The 19,174-nt window shown below is 55.1% G+C and carries 14 protein-coding genes; 6 read left to right on the forward strand and 8 right to left on the reverse strand.

Annotated elements, in window-relative coordinates:
• Window positions 1-112 precede the first annotated feature (112 nt).
• The 3 genes from PN477_RS18715 to PN477_RS18725 are packed head-to-tail and all read right to left on the reverse strand — an operon-like array spanning window position 113 to window position 4,825.
• A complete protein-coding gene (locus tag PN477_RS18715; RefSeq protein WP_272118795.1) occupies window positions 113-1,414 on the reverse strand; it encodes a CO2 hydration protein in 1,302 nt (433 codons plus the stop codon).
• Between the two features lie 41 nt (window positions 1,415-1,455).
• Window positions 1,456-2,940, reverse strand: a complete 1,485-nt coding sequence (locus PN477_RS18720; RefSeq protein WP_272118793.1) for an NADH-quinone oxidoreductase subunit M — start codon at window positions 2,938-2,940, stop codon at window positions 1,456-1,458.
• 37 nt (window positions 2,941-2,977) lie between these two features.
• Window positions 2,978-4,825 carry an NAD(P)H-quinone oxidoreductase subunit F gene (locus PN477_RS18725; protein ID WP_272118791.1) on the reverse strand — a complete coding sequence of 616 codons (1,848 nt, stop codon included), beginning with the start codon at window positions 4,823-4,825 and terminating at the stop codon, window positions 2,978-2,980.
• A 293-nt stretch (window positions 4,826-5,118) separates the two neighbouring features.
• On the opposite strand from PN477_RS18725, the gene PN477_RS18730 reads away from it, so the two are divergent.
• Complete coding sequence (locus PN477_RS18730; RefSeq protein WP_272118789.1) at window positions 5,119-6,939, forward strand: LIC_10190 family membrane protein; 1,821 nt, start codon at window positions 5,119-5,121, stop codon at window positions 6,937-6,939.
• Window positions 6,940-7,154: 215 nt separating this feature from the next.
• Window positions 7,155-8,162, forward strand: coding sequence for a ribose-phosphate pyrophosphokinase (locus tag PN477_RS18735; protein ID WP_072622477.1), 1,008 nt, complete (start codon window positions 7,155-7,157; stop codon window positions 8,160-8,162).
• 222 nt (window positions 8,163-8,384) lie between these two features.
• Here the strand turns inward: PN477_RS18735 and PN477_RS18740 are convergent, their stop codons facing one another.
• Window positions 8,385-8,897, reverse strand: a complete 513-nt coding sequence (locus PN477_RS18740) for a hypothetical protein (RefSeq protein WP_272118787.1) — start codon at window positions 8,895-8,897, stop codon at window positions 8,385-8,387.
• Between the two features lie 154 nt (window positions 8,898-9,051).
• Between PN477_RS18740 and PN477_RS18745 the strand changes: the two genes are divergently transcribed.
• Window positions 9,052-10,671 carry a cation:proton antiporter domain-containing protein gene (locus tag PN477_RS18745; protein ID WP_272118786.1) on the forward strand — a complete coding sequence of 540 codons (1,620 nt, stop codon included), beginning with the start codon at window positions 9,052-9,054 and terminating at the stop codon, window positions 10,669-10,671.
• 874 nt (window positions 10,672-11,545) lie between these two features.
• Here the strand turns inward: PN477_RS18745 and PN477_RS18750 are convergent.
• Window positions 11,546-12,139 (reverse strand): peroxiredoxin, encoded by a 594-nt coding sequence (locus tag PN477_RS18750; protein ID WP_272118784.1) that lies wholly within the window; start codon window positions 12,137-12,139, stop codon window positions 11,546-11,548.
• Window positions 12,140-12,378: 239 nt separating this feature from the next.
• Between PN477_RS18750 and PN477_RS18755 the strand changes: the two genes are divergently transcribed.
• Complete coding sequence (locus PN477_RS18755; RefSeq protein ID WP_272118782.1) at window positions 12,379-14,292, forward strand: serine/threonine-protein kinase; 1,914 nt, start codon at window positions 12,379-12,381, stop codon at window positions 14,290-14,292.
• A 3-nt stretch (window positions 14,293-14,295) separates the two neighbouring features.
• Here the strand turns inward: PN477_RS18755 and glyQ are convergent, their stop codons facing one another.
• The gene (glyQ, locus tag PN477_RS18760) at window positions 14,296-15,186 is read right to left on the reverse strand and encodes a glycine--tRNA ligase subunit alpha (protein ID WP_272118779.1); all 891 of its coding nucleotides are present in this window, start codon (window positions 15,184-15,186) and stop codon (window positions 14,296-14,298) included.
• Between the two features lie 127 nt (window positions 15,187-15,313).
• On the opposite strand from glyQ, the gene PN477_RS18765 reads away from it, so the two are divergent.
• Both PN477_RS18765 and PN477_RS18770 read left to right on the forward strand, forming a co-directional pair.
• Complete coding sequence (locus PN477_RS18765) at window positions 15,314-16,192, forward strand: alpha/beta fold hydrolase (RefSeq protein ID WP_272118778.1); 879 nt, start codon at window positions 15,314-15,316, stop codon at window positions 16,190-16,192.
• A 52-nt stretch (window positions 16,193-16,244) separates the two neighbouring features.
• Window positions 16,245-16,775 carry a DUF2808 domain-containing protein gene (locus tag PN477_RS18770; RefSeq protein WP_272118776.1) on the forward strand — a complete coding sequence of 177 codons (531 nt, stop codon included), beginning with the start codon at window positions 16,245-16,247 and terminating at the stop codon, window positions 16,773-16,775.
• A gap of 107 nt (window positions 16,776-16,882) precedes the next feature.
• Here the strand turns inward: PN477_RS18770 and PN477_RS18775 are convergent, their stop codons facing one another.
• On the reverse strand, window positions 16,883-18,244 hold the full coding sequence (locus tag PN477_RS18775) for a cytochrome P450 (RefSeq protein ID WP_272118774.1): 1,362 nt from the start codon (window positions 18,242-18,244) through the stop codon (window positions 16,883-16,885).
• 309 nt (window positions 18,245-18,553) lie between these two features.
• Window positions 18,554-19,042, reverse strand: coding sequence for a hypothetical protein (locus PN477_RS18780; protein ID WP_272118772.1), 489 nt, complete (start codon window positions 19,040-19,042; stop codon window positions 18,554-18,556).
• Window positions 19,043-19,174: the final 132 nt, after the last annotated feature.

Raw genomic sequence — 19,174 nt, forward strand, 5'->3', positions numbered from 1 at the left:
TTCAGTCTTCAGGAATATGAATGATTGGAAAAGATAGTCAGTCTAGACAATCAACCAACTATTGACGCTTGAACTGATGGACTATCACCGGGGTATAACGGTCTCCCGATGACTAACGATAGTCCTGGCTTTGAATATCAGTGAGGCGGGCTTCTGGACGTAGAAAGCGATCCATTTGGGCCTCAAAAAATTGACGATTTTTGAGTAAGTGTTCTGGGTTGGGATCATCGAGGGGATAGAGGAGAGCCGTGCGCAGGGCTTGGATCACAGCCGAGGTGACGTTATACATCGACCGCTGGAACGTGATCCCCAGTTGAATCAACATATCGTCTTCGCCGCGACAATAGTTTTGGTAATACTCCAATAAATACGGGGGGAGAAAATGGAGCATATCTTGCATTAACAAGGTGGGCGGAATTCCGGCCGTACCGACGGGAAACACATCGGCGTAAAGAATGCCGTAATGGAAGTCTTTTTGTTCGTCAGGGACTTGGTGAGCTTGGGCGTTGTAGGATTTTGTGCCTCGGAAGGGGGCGGTGCGATAGAAGACAGCTTCCACGTAGGGTAATGCTGCTTCATAGAGCCACATAAACCCTTTGGATTTGGGGATAATTTCGTAACATTCATCGCCAATATAAACATGGTGATAAATGGGCCGACCGGCGGCGATAAAAATGCCGTTCACGAGAAAATCCATTGCATCGGGGACGGATTTGAATTTGCCCTCGTCGTACAGATCGCTCATTTCAAAAAACACCGGGGCCATCACTTCCCAAAATAGCCCTAAGTTGGCGTAGTAGGAGAGTTCGCGAACTTTTTCGTAGAACATTTCTGGGAAGAGTTTATACAAGCCCAACATCAGAGGGTTACCTTTGAAATAGGCCTTGATGGCGCGATCGCAATTCGCCAAATATTCCTCACTTTCGAGGTAGTCGTAAAATTGGCCGCCCATGCCTTGGTGCCAGAGCATGGCTTGCATGCAGGCTTCGGCGAATTCCATGTTGATGCGATCGTGCCAGAGGTGATGGAAGAGTTTGGGGAGTTTCTTTTTCAGTTCGCCGCGATCCATGAATTCGAGCAGTTCCGGGTGGGCGGAGGCTTCACCCTTTTGCCAGACCCGAAAATCGGCGGTTGCTCCGGCGTAGTGGTTGGGGAGATCGAGATATTCCTGGGGTAAGAAGTATTTAAAAAAGGGCAGGGGGTCGAGGAAAACGCGCTCGGCAATGTAGAGCAAGTCCCGCCAATAGAAGTCCATGGGGACGGCGTAGGCTTTGTAGATGCCGATGATTTGCATCAGGTTTTCTTCGGTGTCGGGAAGCATGGAGCCGCCCGCTTCGAGGCGGTGAATGATGTCGGCGTATTTGTGGGTGGAGGGGGGGATTTTGGCGGTGGGGTTTTCGAGGGTGGTGGTCATGGTGGGTTTGGGGAGTAGGGAGTGGGAAGTGGGGAGTAGGGTTAGGGGTTGGTGGTGGCGATTTGGGCGATCGCAGGCTGGTGCAGTTCAACCACGAGGCTGTTGGTGGTGGGTTCAATCCAATGGAGGAGGGCGTTGGGTTGGACACCAAAGTAAAGAATGATCGCCGTGAGAACAAGGGCGGGCCATTGCTGGCTGAAGCCGATCCGGGTGTAGTAGGCGCGATCGTTGTCGAGTTTGCCGAAGCAGGTGCGGTTAATCAGGATGACGAAGTAAACCGCTGTGAGACCGGAGGAGATGATACAGAGGAGGGTGGGAATCGGGAAGGTGGCGAAACTGCCTTGGAAGACGATGAATTCTGCCGCAAAGCCGACGAGACCCGGAATCCCCGCGCTGGCCATCCCGGCGAGAATCAACAGGGAACTGGTGAGGGGCAGGCCGCGCACGGGGTTCATTAAGCCGTTGAGCACGCCCAAATCGCGGGTTCCGGTGGTTTTTTCGACAATCCCCACGAGGAAGAAAAGGAGGGCGAGGATCAGACCGTGGGCGACCATTTGGGCGATCGCACCCAAGACACTCAATTCTGTTCCCGCAGCGGCAGCGACGAGGATATAGCCCATGTGACCGATGGAACTGTAGGCCACCATCCGTTTAATATCCCGTTGAGCGATCGCGCTCACCGCCCCATAGATGACGCTGACTGTGCCGATAATTGCTAAGCCAGGGGCGACAGTTTGCCAAGCGGTGGGGAAGAGTTGCAAGCCAAAACGCAGTAAACCATAGGTTCCGAGCTTGGCGAAAATGCCCCCTAACAGTACCGTGGTGGCGGGAGAGGCTTCGACGTAGGTGTCCGGCATCCAGGTATGGAGCGGGACGAGGGGGATTTTAATCCCAAAGCCGATCAGCAGGGTGGTGAGCAGGATTAATTGGGGAATCAGGTCTAAATTTTGCACCTGAAGATCGCTGAATTCAAAGCTGGGGGACTGACTGAGGAAGGTCGCGCCCAAAAAGCCCGCCAGCACTAAGAGGCCCGAAACGGCGGTGTAGAGCAAAAATTTTGTGGCCGCGTAGCCGCGTTTTTCGCCGCCCCAAATGCTGATCAAGAGGTAGAAGGGGATCAGTTCGAGTTCGTAGAAGATGATGAACAGCAGTAGGTTTTGCGCCATCAAAGCCCCGGCAATCCCGGCATTGATCAGCAGGATGAGGCTGTCATGGAGGCGGGTGCGTTCGAGGTTGCTGCGGTTGGTGTAGAGGGCGATCAGGGTGAGGAGGCTGTTAAGGGCCAGGAGGGGCAGTGAGAGACCATCGACACCGAGACTGTAGTTGAGTCCTACAGGGTCAATCCAACGGTGAAACTCGCTGAATTGTAAACCGCCGAGGCTGAGGTCAAACTGGCTGAAGAGGTATAGGCTCCACACCAGGGAGGCGAGGCTAAATGCGCCACCGAGGAAACGACTGAATTGGGGTTTGAGGATGGCGATCGCGATCGCGCCCAGTAAGGGAATGACTAACAGAGGAGTGAGCATGGTTCGCAAGGGATGAAGACTGTGAATGAGTTGAGAACTATTGCAGGGCCTGGATTAAGGGGAACGCCAGGATCGCGCCAAAAAGAATCGTACCCAGGAGAATCGAGAGGGCATAAAACTGCACTTGGCCGGTGGTGTTGTATTTCAGGCCTTGACCACTGGCGAGGGTGACCAAGCCGACCAGGTTCACCGCACCATCAACGAGGATGCGATCGCACCAGTCCACCACCTTGGCGGCCAATCCCACCGCCGCGATCACCGTCACCTTATACAGTTGGGCCGTGTAGAGGTCATAGGCAAAGAAATCCTGCACCGCCGGAACCGGGAGCCGAATCGGTTTCGCCACCCGTTCCCCGCCGTAGAGCCAGAGACCCACCCCTGCACCAACCGCCGTAGAGGTGAGCAACAGGAGGGATGTGGGGGATGCGATCGCGCTCCAACTCGGTAACAAGCCCAAGGCGGTTAGCAATTGGGGTAAGTGGAGGGCAACCCCTAGGAGGATCATCATCGGCAATACCAAAGCCCACAGGCCTTCGGGGGAGCGGCGTGTCCAATCCGTCACAGAACCCGTAAAGAGTTGACCAAAAACCCGCGCCAAGCTGCAAGCCGTCAAGCCATTCACCAGCAAAATGATCGTCAGGAGGAGGGGAGATAGACCGTCCGCAATGGCCAACCAGCCCCAGAAACACCCCAGCGGCGGCACAGCAACGAGGGAAAGAGCACCAACTACATAGCAGATGCCGGAAATGGGGCGGCGTGACCAGAGGCCACCGAGTTGGGTAATGTCTTGGGAAATATTGTTGAGAATGATGCCGCCGACACTCATCAGGATCAACGCCATAGCGATCGCATAGGTAAAGAGCAACATCAACGCCGCATCACCTTGACCTGTGCCCACCGCGACGAAAACCACACCCAGATAGGAACTGGTGGCGTAGGAAAAGACCCGTTTAATATCTACCTGAGCGAGGGCGATCGCCGCACAGGTCACCGCCGTGAACGCACCCACAAAAATTTCCGCCGTCACCACCGTCGGCGACAGGTTCAAAATCGGCTGCATCTTGATCAAGACCCATGCCCCCATCGACACCACCACCGCATTCCGCAGCACCGTCGCCGGCATCGGCCCTTCCATCGCCTCATCCAGCCACAATTGCAGCGGAATTTGCGCACATTTCCCGATCGGGCCAATTAACAGGGCAAACCCTAACAAGGTGGCTGCGGTGGGGTCGAGGGGGTTGGTGTGGGCCCAGGCGGTTAACTCATCGAAGTTCCAGGTTCCCGCCAAGGGATAGAGGGCGACAACCCCCATGAGCAAGACCAAATCCCCCACCCGTTTGGTGAGGAATCCATCCCGCGCCCCCGTCACCACCAGGGATTGATTAAACCAGAAGCCAATCAGCAGGTATGTGCCCAGGGTGAGAATTTCGAGCATCACATAGCTGAAAAAGAGCGAATTGGTGAGGGCGAGGGAGGTCATCCCCGCTTCAAAGAGGGCGAGGAGGGCATAGAAGCGGGCCCAGCCCCAATCCATTTCGAGGTAGGCGATCGCATAAATCTGCGTCAAGGCGTTCAACCCCAAAATCACCACCAATGCCCCCACCGTCGTCGCAGACGCTAGCACATCAAAGGCAATATCCAGGTTTGCCGCATGGAGCCAATTGATCGAAAATTGAACAGGTGTTGACCAAACCTCGCGCAGAGCAAACAAACTATGGGTAAACGCGGCTAGGGTCATCAATAAATTGATGTAACCCGCCGGACGCGGGCCAGTGCGTCGGATCAGTCCCGGCGACCAGGGTATGGTCAACACCGCACCGATTAGCGCATAGCAGGGAATCAACCAAATGCTTTGACTAAAGGTATTCATCGAAAAATCGGTCATCCTAGTGGGGTAAAGCTGGGGCTAGACTTCCGCGATCGCACCGGAACATCACCGAACAAAGCCCCAACAGAACAATTCTGTTGTTACAGGGATTCCGGGCGATTACATTGCTAAAAGTCTATGGCTTGATTCAAAGTATAGTGTTTTATGAATGAAAAAACAAGTAAGATTGACTAATATCAATCTTGAATATTCATAATCATTAGCCTCCGCCAACGGTGAAGACTCAACTTCTCTCCCATCACCCGATAGACTGCGATCTAGAACCAAAATCGCTAATGTGGAGACTGTAAATGCTAGGGCTTGTGTTCTGTGGAGTGCTGCTATGGTGCTGCACGTTGCCGGTGGGCTACGGAATTATGGCGGCGATCGCCCCGTCTCAGGATCACGCTCTATGCCAGGGCGATCGCGTCATCCTCGCCAGTTGGCTGGGTTTGTTGAGCTTCGCCGTGACCCTCCTGGGCCTTTCCCTGTGGCTGCCCTTAAAACCGTGGCTGGTGCTCGCATGGGTGCTGGGAGTTGGGTTGCCTTTGGGGTGGCTAGCACGTCACGACCTGCGGCAACTGCAACAGCAGAGCCTAGACGCGATCCGCACATCGAAGGGTTGGGTCGGATTGGCGATCGCACTTTATATCTGGGTGGCGATCGATGGGAGCCAATTGATGGTCTGGTACGATACCGGGCTTTATCACAGCCAACAGATCCAATGGCTCCATACCTTTGGTACGGTTCCCGGTTTAGCCCTGCTCCATCATCGTTTTGGGGTGAGTAGCGCTTGGTTTGCCCTCCTGGCGATCTTAGACCATCGCGCCTCTGGACATACGCTCTACTCCGTTGCGAATACCTTCGTGCTGGGATTAGCGATCGCTCAACTCGTGATCGTGCTGCATCGTCTCCAGCAGCGTCGCGCCTGCCTGGGTGATGGGTTTCTGGTGGTCGCTTGGAGTTTGGTGTTACCCCAAATGTGGTGGAGTACGATCATCAATTCCACGTCCCCGGATTTGGTGGTCATCCTACTCACCATTGTCACCGCCTGGGCCATGCTGATCAGTCACGACACAGGGCTAGCCCTCGCTCCCCTGCTGCTTGGTGCGCTCACCTTTAGCATCAAACCCAGTAGTTTGCCCATTACGGGCGTGGCATTCCTATTTTATCTGTGGCGTGGGCCGGACAAGGTGAAGCGATCGCTCCTCGGCATCAGCCTGATCGGAGTGATTGCCTCCCCACTGTTAATCGCAAACGTGATCACCTCCGGTTATCTACTCTTTCCCTCCACCTTGCTCTCTATCAATGTGTCATGGCTTCTCACCCCCTCCGAAGCCCACACCCTCGCCAGTGCGATCACCAACTGGGCCCGCTGGGCCAGCGTCACCCCCCTCAGCCCCAACCCTTTGGCATGGGTGCAACTGTGGCTAGACCGCGAAACTCAATTGCTCCTACTGTGGCTGTTAACACTCCTGTTTAGTGTGGATTGGTGGCGATCGCGATCGCACCCCAGCCGCTGGCCCGCCGCCACCCCCTATCTCCTGCTGCTGGGTCTCGGCGGCAGTATTTACGTAGCTGCCCTTGCCCCAGCGTGGCGATTTGGGTGGGGGATGGCCTGCTTAATGCCGGCCTTGGGTTTAGCCCGTTGGTTTGAAACCCAAGGGCGCGATCGCCTCCTTTTTCCCCTGGTGGCTGCGATCGTTGCTAACAGTTGGCTAAACCCCTCAACAACTCTTACGTTTGTCATCATTGTCAGCCTGATAATTCTCAGCCTCATCGCCCTCTTCCCCAAACAGTTCCCCCCCTTCGCCATTCTGGGCTGTGTCGCCGTCCTCAGCCTCCTCAGCATTGCCCCCAATCGCCTCCAAACCACCCACTATCAACTCCACCCCGTCCTACCCCCCTCCATTGCCCAATTCACCCCCAATCCGTTAATCAAGCGAGAACAAAATGGACTGACTTACTCCCTACCCTCTCGCCCCTCCAAAGCCCTCATCGCTGGCCCAAGTTCCGGGGCCGATCAATGCTGGACTGCCCCCTTACCCTGCACCCCGCACTTAACCACACCCAACCTCACCCACCGTAATCCTCAACTGGGCGTGCAAGCCGGCTTCCAACGGACTCAATAACCACTCGCCACGCTGTACAGATGCACAAAATTAACCTGCGGATTAAGTCCCAGCCCAGGAGGCAAGATTTTTTTCTGACCGTCAACAAAAAGTGTCAATTTGTATCTTAAACTGTATATTTAATCACAAATTATCTAATGGTATCGTGGTGTTTTCCTTAATTTTCAGCCCAGGGCGAAAGCACTAATGATAGAATCGCCATCAGATGAGGTTCAATCCATGGTGCCGTGAGCCGTACAGCAACACTTAATTACTTCCAGCCAACCCTGACCTCCCTTTCGGAACATAACCGCCTCCGCTTATTTTCCGGGTCAGCCAATATCCCCCTTGCCCAAGAAATCGCCCGCTATCTGGGAATGGACTTAGGCCCCATGATTCGCAAGCAATTTGCGGATGGTGAACTGTATATCCAAATTCAAGAGTCAATTCGCGGCTGTGATGTCTATATCATTCAGCCCACCTGCCGCCCGGTTAATGATCACCTGATGGAATTGTTGATCATTATTGATGCCTGTCGGCGGGCCTCAGCCCGGCAAATCACGGCTGTGATTCCCTACTACGGTTATGCGCGAGCCGATCGCAAAACGGCCGGCCGCGAATCCATCACTGCGAAACTCGTGGCGAACCTGATGACCCAAGCCGGGGCAAATCGGATCGTTGCCATGGATCTGCATTCGGCCCAAATTCAGGGCTATTTTGATATTCCCTTTGACCATGTTTATGGGTCTCCCGTGCTTTTAAACTACCTCCTCAGCAAGCAACTAGAGGATTTAGTGGTGGTGTCCCCGGATGTGGGAGGTGTGGCACGGGCGCGGGCCTTTGCGAAAAAACTGAACGATGCACCGTTAGCGATTATTGATAAACGTCGCCAAGCCCATAATGTGGCGGAAGTGATGAATGTGATCGGGGATGTGCGGGGTAAGACGGCTGTGCTTGTGGATGACATGATCGACACAGGGGGCACGATCGCAGAAGGTGCTCGCTTCTTACGGGAACAGGGAGCGCGGCAGGTCTACGCCTGTGCAACTCACGCGGTGTTATCACCTCCTGCCATTGAACGCCTGTCGAGTGGTGTGTTTGAGGAGGTGATCGTCACGAACTCCATTCCGCTGCCGGAAACGAAACACTTTGAGCAGTTGCGGATTTTGTCGGTGGCAAACCTGATCGGGGAAACCATTTGGCGCATCCACGAAGATAGCTCGGTGAGCAGTATGTTTCGCTAATCGCACGAGCAACCGCCGCTCTTGCTGTTGCTCATGGTCGGGCTTCAGGGTTAATCCTAATTCTTGAAAATAAAGCGACACCTTATCCGCCCTGCAAAGTCCCTCTCCCACTCTGGGAGAGGGATTTAGGGTGAGGGCCAATGAATCGCGTTCAGCCGATGAAATCATTCAGGCAAGGGGCTTAAGCCCCTTGTTCTATCGCCTGACTTGAGCGAATGGGTATTAAAGGACGATCGCATCACCCTGTTCGGTGAATTCAACGGTGGTGATCTGCCATTCGGGGTTTTGGGTGAGGGTTTCGCGCAAACTACCGAAGAGGGCGAAACTTTCGCATTGCGAGAGGGAACTGAGGTGGCGAGGACTGTCGGGGGGGAGACGGAGATCGACGATCGCGCTTTGGGTTTGAGGGTTGAGGCTGACCCGATAGCCAGCGATCGCAAAATCCGCCGTGTTGAATTTCTCGATCACGGCGGCGATCGCACCGTCTAAACTTTGGTCTTGCGGTACGGCTGCCACGGTGGGAATCAACGCCGCACAGTTGGGATCGGGGAAATACACTTGAATCGTCGTGGTGTTGGCCGGTGGAGGCGTTAGGTCAGGATCAGGGATAGTCTGCGCGACGGGGGGCTGCGGCGCTGTGGTGGTGGACTGCATCGCACGGGGGGCGATCGCGCAACTATTGAGCAGCATCACCGCTCCCCCGATTAACCCCGTTAAACCGATACGTTGTAACATAGCCGCCTCCAAACTTTTTCTCTGAACCGCTTAAAATCTTCATCCAGCCGGCTCGACAGCCAATCCGGACAAGTCCCCACCCCATGGGACCACCGCCCCCAATCCCTGGGAATTCGTGCGATACACTAATGACTTCAGTGCGTCAGGATGGGCCATGTTAGGGAGCTTAATTTGGATTTTGGGGGTGGGGTTTCTCCTGGGGCAGGGGGCGCGATCGCTGAAGTTGCCGCCCTTGGTGGGAATGATTGGGGCGGGAATTCTCATCGGGCCCCAGGGGTTGGATCGCTTGGCTCCTGTGGTGTTAGCAACGGCGGATCAGTGGCGATCGCTGGCTGTGATGGTGATTTTAATGAAAGCCGGGCTAGGGCTGGATCGGGACAAACTGCAACAGCAGGGAACCGTTGCCCTCCGCCTCGGATTGTTGCCCGCCACGGGAGAAGCGATCGCCGTTGCGATCGCCGCCATGGCCCTCTTACACTTCGACTTCCCCACCGCCCTCCTCCTCGGCTGCATCCTCGGCGCAGAATCCCCCGCCGTGATTGTGCCGGGAATGTTACGCCTCAAGCAGTTGGGCTGGGGCGTGGCCAAGGGCATTCCTGACGCGATTCTCACCGGCAGCGCCCTCTCAGATGTGCTGCTGCTCTTGGTGTTTAGCCTCCTTCTCAATCTCCTCACCCAAACCCCATCCGCCGGTGTTACCCTTGGTTCCCTCACCCTCACCCCCCTCCAACTCCTCCCGTTCCAACTCCTCACCCAGATCGGCGGCGGCTTGCTTTTGGGCTATCTGGCTGCCCACGGCGTTCGGTTGATTCTCGTCCGCTGGCGTTGGACTCAAAACCCGGTGCAGGATCTCCTCGTGGCGGCGTTGGTGGCCATGGGGTTGGTGTTGGGGGCGGAGATGTTACCGCTGTTTTCGGGGTATATGGCGGTGATGACGCTGGGGTTTTTTCTGGTGGAGTTGGATGCACCCTTGGCGCGGCGGTTGCGGCAGGGGTTTGATGGGCTGTGGCGGGTGGCGGAGATTATTCTGTTTGTGCTGTTGGGGGCGGCGATCGCCTTCGAGACCCTGGCCTCAATTTTGGGGCCAGGGCTGCTGATTCTTGCGGTGGGGACGTTGATCGGGCGGGCGATCGGTTGGGGGTTGGCCACTTGGGGCAGTAATTGGACAAGGCGCGAACGGGTGTTTTTATTGGCGGGCAATTCCGCCAAAGCGACGGTACAGGCGGCGATCGGCGCGATTCCCTTAGCCGCCGGTGTGCCAGGAGGCGATCGCATCCTCGCCCTCGCCGCCCTGTCGATCCTAATCACCGCCCCCCTCGGCGCTTGGGCGATCCCCACCTTTGCCCCGAAACTCCTCCAGCGCGGCACGGTGGACCCAACGAAAGTGAACCGCGATCGCCCCATCACCCTCCTTGCCGCCGTCGATACCTCCCCCCACGCCGCTGCCGTCCTCACCAAAGCCGCCGAACTTGCCCGCCGTTGCGATGGTCACGTTATCGTTCTCCATGTGGTCACTCCCACAGATTCCACCCCCCAACTCGAAGCCCTCGCCGCTCGTGCTGCCCAACATCTCGCCGACATCCGCCACGATTTCCAAACCCTCACCGGCCCCATTGCCGCCACCATCCTCACCACAGCGGCACAACACCACGTAGACGAAATCATCCTCGGCAAACGCACCGATCAAGGGGGCGCGATCGGCTCGGTCTCCCAAACCCTCCTCACCACCAGCACCCTCCCCACCATCCTCGTCGATCGCAACCCCTCCGCCTAAACCTCAGCATCTCCAGATCAGAAGATGGCGTTAAAGCCCCGCTAGGAATTTAAATCCCTGGCTCATCACGAAAGTAGGCTAACGCTTACTCATTCAGAACCCGTTGCAACGGGCTTGAGCCATGAGCCAAGAACTTAAGTTCTGGGCGGCCATGGGCTTCTCAATTATTCAGTCGCGTAATTCTAGAAGACGTTGAGGGAAAGGGTGGCTATCGTGAAACGCAAAACCTTTCCCACGCCGCTCAATGATGCGGGACTGTAGGCGATCGCCTACAGCCCGGAGACGTTGCCGGTGGGTTCCTATGAATTGCGCCTCAGCTCCGATGGGGAGGGCTTTGAGACGGTGACGAAAACCTTTGATGTTTGGCCGTCGGCGGACTGGATCGATGCGATCGCTAACCAAACCAAGCCCGAAGTAGTCACGGAGATCAAAACCTTCAAGCTCTGCATTGTTGAACAAGTGGAAACCGAGCCGCCCCCCACCGACGAACCCACGACGGGTAAATACACCGGCTGCGCTGTGGATCAGTCGGAATTCACCTCAGATGTGACGGCGCTCAAGGCAGATGCGGATCTAGAAGATGCGATCGATGGGGAGCAATTGACGTTCCTCTGGTTCTATCAACGTCAGGATGGCACTTGGGAAGAAATCAACAAAAACACCGTCGATCTACAACAGTCCCTGGATGGGTTTCTCTTCACCCTCCAAGGCGATTTTTCCCCCGGTGAATACGAGGTGCTCGCCCTCCTCGAAGCCCGCAACCGCCCCCCCCTTGCGCCACGCCTTCACGATCGCAAAAGCAGAATAACACAGCGCGATCGCCTCGGACTGTCCTCCGAATTTAGGCAGCACAGCCCAGGAAAATGCACAGGACTTAAACCGCCGAGAAGTAGATTTTGGATTTTTTCGGGTCGGGACTCATGGTTTTGTCCCCTTCCTGCCAGCCCACGGGGCAGACTTCTTCGGGGTGGGCTTGGACGTGTTGGATGGCTTTCAGGGTGCGGAGGGTTTCGTCAACGCTGCGGCCAAAGGAGAGATTGTTAATCGTGGCGTGCTGGATGATGCCGTCTTTGTCGATGATGAACAAACCCCGGAGGGCAACCCCAGCTTCGGGGTCGAGGACGTTGTAGGCGGTGCTGATTTCTTTTTTAATGTCGGAGATCAGGGGGTAGTTAATGTCGCCGACACCGCCGTGTTTGCGATCGGTTTGAATCCAGGCGAGGTGGGCAAATTCGCTATCCACGGAGATGCCGAAGAGTTCGGCGTTGAGGGCTTTAAATTCGTCGGTGCGATCGCTGAATGCCGTTACTTCCGTCGGACAAACAAAGGTGAAATCGAGGGGATAGAAGAAGAGAACGACATATTTACCCCGGAAGTCTGACAGTTTGAGGGTTTTAAACTCTTGGTCAAACACTGCTGTCGCCGTAAAGTCCGGGGCAGCTTGTCCTACGCGGAGGCATCCTTCCATGGGTTTATTCTCCTAAAGAAACGCGATGTCGATGAACGTGGGCCCAATGATTGTTGTATCACAGGGGTGTGACGGGAAAACGTTGCGAATCAACGTCACTCCAGTTATTTAAGCAAATTTTAAGAACTGTTACAACTTTTTCACGCGGGGACAACGGACGGCGGGGTCAAGGGGAAACAATCCGGACATTCTCCCGGATGCCTGAAAAGGGGGGTAATTGTTGTTCTTTGCACAGAGCCTTGGTCAACCCCACTGATATTAAATATCCCAGCCTTGGACAACTTCTGCACCAACGTTACAAGGTGCTCCAAGTGTTAAATTCAGGTGCTTTTGGACAGGTATATCTCGCCCAAGACACCCTTGATCCAACGCGATCGCAATGCGCCATCAAGTACTACTTTTCCGACCTGAACTATCCCCACCTCGTTAAAACCAGTCGGCGCATTTTCCTGAACGAAGCTGAATATTTAAAACGACTGGGGGTTCATCCGCAAATTCCCCAGTTTCTCAACTGCTTTGAGGAAAATCGGGGGTTTTTCCTGGTGCAAGACTATATTGCCGGCACGTCCCTCAGTCAAGAGTTGGCGATCGCCCGCCATAGTTCCCCCCTCGAACGAGTCGCCCAGGTGGTCTATTTACTCTGGGATCTGCTGCCGGTGCTGCATTTCATTCATCAACAAAATGTGATGCACGGCGATATCAAACCCAACAACATCATGCGCCGCAGTCATGACGGCAAGGTGGTGTTAATTGACTTTGGAGCGGCCCAGTTCCTGCCCAAAAACCCTAGCCCGGCCTCGAAAATCGCCACCTTTCCCACCTATCCCACCGCCACGTCTAGTCCGTCGGGCTATCTCGCGGCCGAACAACTGCGGGGCCAGCCGACGATGGGCAGTGATCTGTACTCGGTGGGGATTATTGCGCTGGAATGGTTGACGGGGTTAGATGTGACCCATTTTCAGCCTCATCCGAAGACCTATGAAATTCAGTGGCAGGCTTGGACGGATCACAATCCGCCGCCGCCCTATTTGGAGCCACTGGCGGCGATTTTGCGGCAACTGGTTCGCTACCATCCGGAAAATCGCTACGCGACGGCAATGGAGGTGTTGAAGGATTTGGAACCGTTGCGATCGCAAGTCAACCACAGCCTGCTGCATTACTGGGGTGAACAGCGGCTGAATACCCTTGTCCCGATGCCCCATCACACCGCTGCGGCGGCGCAGACTCCATCCGCTGAGGCGGATTGCGATGCATGGACAGCAACCGCCGCCCAGTTTGAAGATGTCGCCCTGGATGACCCAGAACTGATGTCGGATGAACCGTGGCAGGTGGAGCATTCCGAGATGATGATGGCTCGCACTGCGGCGATCGTGGCGGATTTGCCCCTGTTGCGATCGCAGTCTCCCAGTTCAACCGCTCAGGTGTTGATGCGGATGGGCTTGGTGATTGGGATGCTGAATGTGTTTGCGATCGCCTTGGGCTACTACACCCTCACCAGCAGCCTCAGCACCGATCCCGGCGAAGAGGCCTGGCTCGCCGCCCAAGAAGCAATTCAACGGGGCCAATTAGCCCAGGCGCTCACCCTGGCCGAATCGATCCCCCGCAACAGTGTCCGTTATGAGCAATCCCAAGCGGCGCTCCAAGCCTGGCAAACGGAATGGCGCACCGCGTCAAGCTTAATCAACACGGCCCAAACAGCTCTCGACAGTCACCAATGGCAAATGGTGCTCAATATTGCCGCCCAAATGCCGGAGATCAACTATTGGAAACAAAAAATGCACCCCCTCGTGGAGGCGGCACGGCCACGAGCAGAAGACGAAGCGCGGCGACTGCTGGCCCAGGCCTATCGCTCGGCTCAACAGCGAGATTTCACCCGTGCCTTAAGCTTTCTCTATCAGATTTCCCCTGAAACGCAGGTGGGCGCAAGTATCCAGCCGAAACTCGATGAATATCAACGCAAGCAAAGTGTGCGGGCGATGGTGCAGTTACAAACGGCCTATGATTTAGCGATCGCGAAACAATTTCGGGCTGCGATCGCGATTCTCGAAGAAATCCCCACGAACACCACCGCCGGCGCGATCGCCCAAGAAAAACTCCAGGAATATCACCACAAAGCCCAAACCCGCCGCGCCCTCGTTGCCAGCGCATCCTAAGCCCTAAGCGGGAACAGGATCAGCGACCAACAAAGGAAAACCCAAGGCTTCCCGCTGTTGGTAATACAACTGAGCGACTTGGCGGGCCAGGTTGCGGATGCGGCCGATGTAGCGCGTCCGTTCGGTGACGGAAATCACGCCCCGCGCATCGAGGAGGTTGAAGGTGTGGGAACATTTCAACACATAGTCATGGCTGGGAAGAACCAAGCCGCGCTCGATCAGTTGGGTGGCTTCTTGTTCGTAGAGGGCGAAGAGTTGGAAGAGGCGATCGCTGTCGGAGGCTTCAAAGTTATAGGTACATTGCTCCACTTCGCCTTGCAGGTGGATGTCACCGTAGGAGAGAGTATCATTCCATTGAATTTTCGCGATCGCATCCACATCCTGCAAATACATTGCCAACCGTTCTAACCCGTAGGTAATCTCAATCGACACCGGCCGACAATCAATCCCGCCGCACTGCTGAAAATAGGTAAACTGCGTGATCTCCATGCCATCAAGCCACACCTCCCAACCCACACCCCAGGCCCCCAAGGTCGGCGACTCCCAGTTATCTTCCACAAAGCGAATATCATGGTCTTCCGGGTGAATCCCCAAGGCTTGCAAGGATTTTAAATACACATCTTGAATATTGTCCGGCGAAGGTTTGATCAAGACTTGATATTGATAGTAATGCTGATACCGATTCGGGTTCTCGCCATAGCGGCCATCGGTGGGGCGGCGGCAGGGTTCCACATAGGCCACCGACCAAGGTTCAGGGCCGATCGCCCGTAAAAAGGTATGGTGGCTCATCGTCCCCGCCCCTTTTTCCGTGTCGTAGGGTTGCGCGATCAGGCAGCCGCGATCGCTCCAAAATTGATTAAGTGTTGCAATAACAGATTGAAAACTGAGAGCCACGGGTTTCTTCTTCACAAAAAACAGTGATCCTATTATCCCGTGCTAGCACCCCCTGATCACAGGTGCGATCGCGTTTTAAGATGAATCAGAACCACCAGAACCACACATCGCATCGCCCAACCCGACCATGGACACCACCGCCAACGCTCCCCAACGCCACCGCCTCGATCTGCCCTCCGGATTGCACCTATCCTATCTAGATTGGGGCGGGACGGGCGATCGCGTCATTCTATTGCATGGCTTGGCGGATCATGGCGGCGTGTGGTCGAGTTTAGCGCCCCGATTGGCGGCCTATGGTTGCATTGCGCCGGATTTGCGCGGCCATGGGGAAAGTAGCAAGCCCGAAGACCCGACGGCCTACAGTTTTGCGGCGATGGTGGCGGATTTACAGGCGTTGATCGCAACCTTGGGAGAGTCTTCTGTACATGTGGTGGGGCATTCCTGGGGGGCGAAGGTGGCCTGTGTGTGGGCGACCCAAGCCCCGGAACAGGTGAAAAGTTTAACCCTGGTTGACCCGTTTTTGATCCAAAAATTGCCGGGCTGGATGGAGTTAAGCTTTCCGATTCTCTATCGCACCTTGCCGTTTTTGCAATTGTTGGGGCCGTTTCCCTCCGCAGAAGCCGCGATCGCCAAAGCCAAAACCCTCAAACAATACCGCGAATGGACACCTTTCCAAGAGGCGATCTTTCGGGAGGGAATGGAGTTAAAACCCGATGGCCAATGGGGGAGTAAATTCACGATCGCCGCTCGCAACGGCATTTTTCAAGAAGTGATGAAAGTGGCGGGGTTAACGCGATCGCTCCCTATCCCTAGCCTCCTGCTTCAACCCACCGCCGGAGTCAACCGCACCGCCTGGCAACTGGCCCCCTATCACCGCCATCTCTCCCCCCTCACCCATCACATCATCCCCGGCCACCATTGGGCCTTCCTCTCCGACCCCGATCGCTGCGAAACCGAAATCCTCACATTTTTAGATCAACACCGCAACCGGGGCACAAATTCCTAGCCCATCAGTCACAATCAAGAATATAGGCAGAATTTTAGAGGGGATCTGAATCATGCGAATTGGTGCTCTGTTGCTCATGGGTGCGATCGCCCTCAGTCCTACGCTCATGCTTCCGGCTCCGATGCAAGCCCAAAGGGAAGAAACTCGCCCCCGCCGTGCGCCCCAACTCCTCGAAGCCCGCACCACCAATAACCGGGTGCGATCGCGCTTCGCGAAATACTACATCACCCTCGCCACGCCCCCCAACGCCCGCCCTCTCCAAGCGGTTCAACTCGACCAACGCACGGGCGGCGAAGCGATCGCCCTTCGTCTCGACGATATCAGGGTCTGGCTCAATGGCGAGGCCATTGCCCTAGACTCCCACAGCGGCAACGGCCACAACGAACCCCTCACCCTCACCTTCGCCGACCCCATCCCCCCCGACAGCACCATCACGATCCAACTTCGGCCCCGCTATAACCCGCGCTGGGGCGGCGAATATAGCTATGGGGTGACGGTGTTAATGGAGGGTGATTTCAGCCTCTACCTTGGCCCGGCGCGGCTCCGGTTTTATGAAGGCGATCGCCGCATCTGGTTCCCATAGTATTTTTGTTCGCTCTCGTTGGATAGCTAGACGGTGAACGGGGTCTGACCGGGGCGATCGCGTCACTATCGCCTTCCCGTCTCCACCGTGGTAGCAATGGAGCCAAATTAAACCGGTTGCAGCACAGGAGCAGGGCGATCGCTCAATTGCATCGGCACGCCATTATGGGGGGCGAGGGTCAAACCCCGGCGAGCGATGCGGGGCGGGTTCCTCTCGGTGAGGGTAAGCTGATGGTCTGTAACCAAGAGCGCCAAAATCAGTTTAATTTCATAGAGGGCAAGGGCATAGCCCAAACAGCGCCGCTCCCCACCGCCGAAGGGAATATATTCGTGGGGGCCATAGGTGCGATCGCGGAAGCGTTCGGGCTGGAATTCGTGGGGGTTCGGGTAGAGGTCGGAGCGGCGGTGGAGGAGATAGATGCAGGGGGCGAAGGCGGTATCTGGGGGGAGGGTGTAGTCAGCGATCGCCAACTCCTCCAATGTTCGACGTGGAAAGGTAATCGGCACTACGGGATACATCCGCAGCACTTCATTACAAAACGCACTCAGATAGGGTAAGCGAGTGATCGCCGTTGGATCGGGATCATCCCCCAAAGCGCGAATTTCTTGACGGATGCGATCGCCCATTTCCGGTCGTTTCGCCAGCCAAAAACTCCCCCAAGCCAAAATCGTCGCGCTGGTTTCATGGCCCGCAAACAATAGCGTCACCAATTCATCTTTAATTTCTGCATCGCTCATCGGGTTGCCCGCCTCATCCCGAATCGCCAACATTAGCGCCAAAATATCCATGCGTTCGGGATCGACATTGTGGCGACCCGCTTCAATTTCTACCTGCAAGAGGTCATACAATGTCTGACGGCTGCGGAGAAATTTACCCCATGGACTCCACACGCCTAAATCACGTTGAAGAAACTGCAAAAAGATCGCGCTAGACTTCAGCGGTGATGCCCCAATGGCCAACATTTCAATTAATAGCGGTTTGATTTGTTGCGATCGCGCCTGATCTTGCACCCCAAAAACCACCGACATCATCACCTCTAGGGCGATCGATTGCATCAGCGATCGCATCGTCACCGTCTGATGCTGTGGCACAGATTGCAACCCCTGACGCGCCACCGCCAGAATCAAATCCCCATAGGACTTCATCCGCTCCCCATGAAACGGCGGCATCAACAATTTTCGCTCCCGTCGATGACGCTGCCCCTCCATCAACAACAGCGAAAAATCCCCCACCAATGGCCGCAGTAAATCATTACTTTTACCCAACCCAAACGCCGCATCATTCTGGAAAATGCGTTGAATATCAGCGGGATTATGGGTAAAGACTAGCGGTCGATTCCGACTCAGAACCAACGTAAATGTATCCCCCCACATTGCGGCTTCTTGCTCCATGAATTGTACTGGATCAAGAATCCACTTCACCAATTGACGAAATGGGCTGAGAGATGGGCTTGGGGGTAAATTTGACATCAGAAAATCCAGGATGATCGCTGCCCTGATCTTAACAAATTAGTGATACAGCAATCCTCTTTGATTCATGAACAGGCAAGGGGCTTAAGCCCCTTGTTGATGAGGAGATCAGATCTCCGATTGATTTAGAATCGCTATACCTGGTTGACTGACAAAAGTTTATCACCCTCACCCCTAACCCACCGCCCAGAGAGAGAGGGGAACCGATCCATTTTTCCGGTTCCCTCGCCCCTGGGGAGAGTTCTAGGGTGAGGGCTTTCAGGGATCTGGCTAATTTTGTCGGTCAACCAGTGGTGATGCTGTCAATACTTATTTTTTCTTGGGGATTAAATTCGCATCACGCAGCCGCGATAATAATCCCCAACAACTCGCATAATTGACTGGGATTTTGTTGACGCGATTCTGAAAATTCGCCTCCTCATTTTCTGATCGAGCCAACTCTTGTAACTCTAGTAAATATTCAATGGCCTGTTCATAGAGTTTCGTTTGTTTTTGCGCAATCAGCATATCCACTGTTTCCCAAAGTTGACGTTTTTGGGGCTTTAACGAGAGGATATAGTCACGCCGTTCTGATTTTTGAATTGCTGTTTCTGCTGCTTTTCGCTTGGCCTGCTGTTCATCGGCTTGCTGGCGTAATTCGGACAGCGATCGCTGAGGTTCCGCTGCTGCTGTATCCTGTTCTAATGTGAGCTTAAATCGCTGCTGGAGACGGCTTTTAAGTTGCAGCGCCATGTCTGAATCCCCCGTGACCATCTCTAATAAAAGTTCCGTTTTTTCCGCCTCAGACAATGGGTGCATCCCAGTTATGCAGATAGTACATAGAGATTAATAGAGTTCACCATTGAGATAAGCACAACGGTGTAGAAGAACCTTAGGCACATTGTGGCGAGACCACTGAGCCCCAGACCGTTTAACGCGGGCAGCAATTTG

Source organism: Spirulina subsalsa CS-330 (assembly GCF_028330765.1).
GTDB lineage: Bacteria > Cyanobacteriota > Cyanobacteriia > Cyanobacteriales > Spirulinaceae > Spirulina > Spirulina subsalsa_A.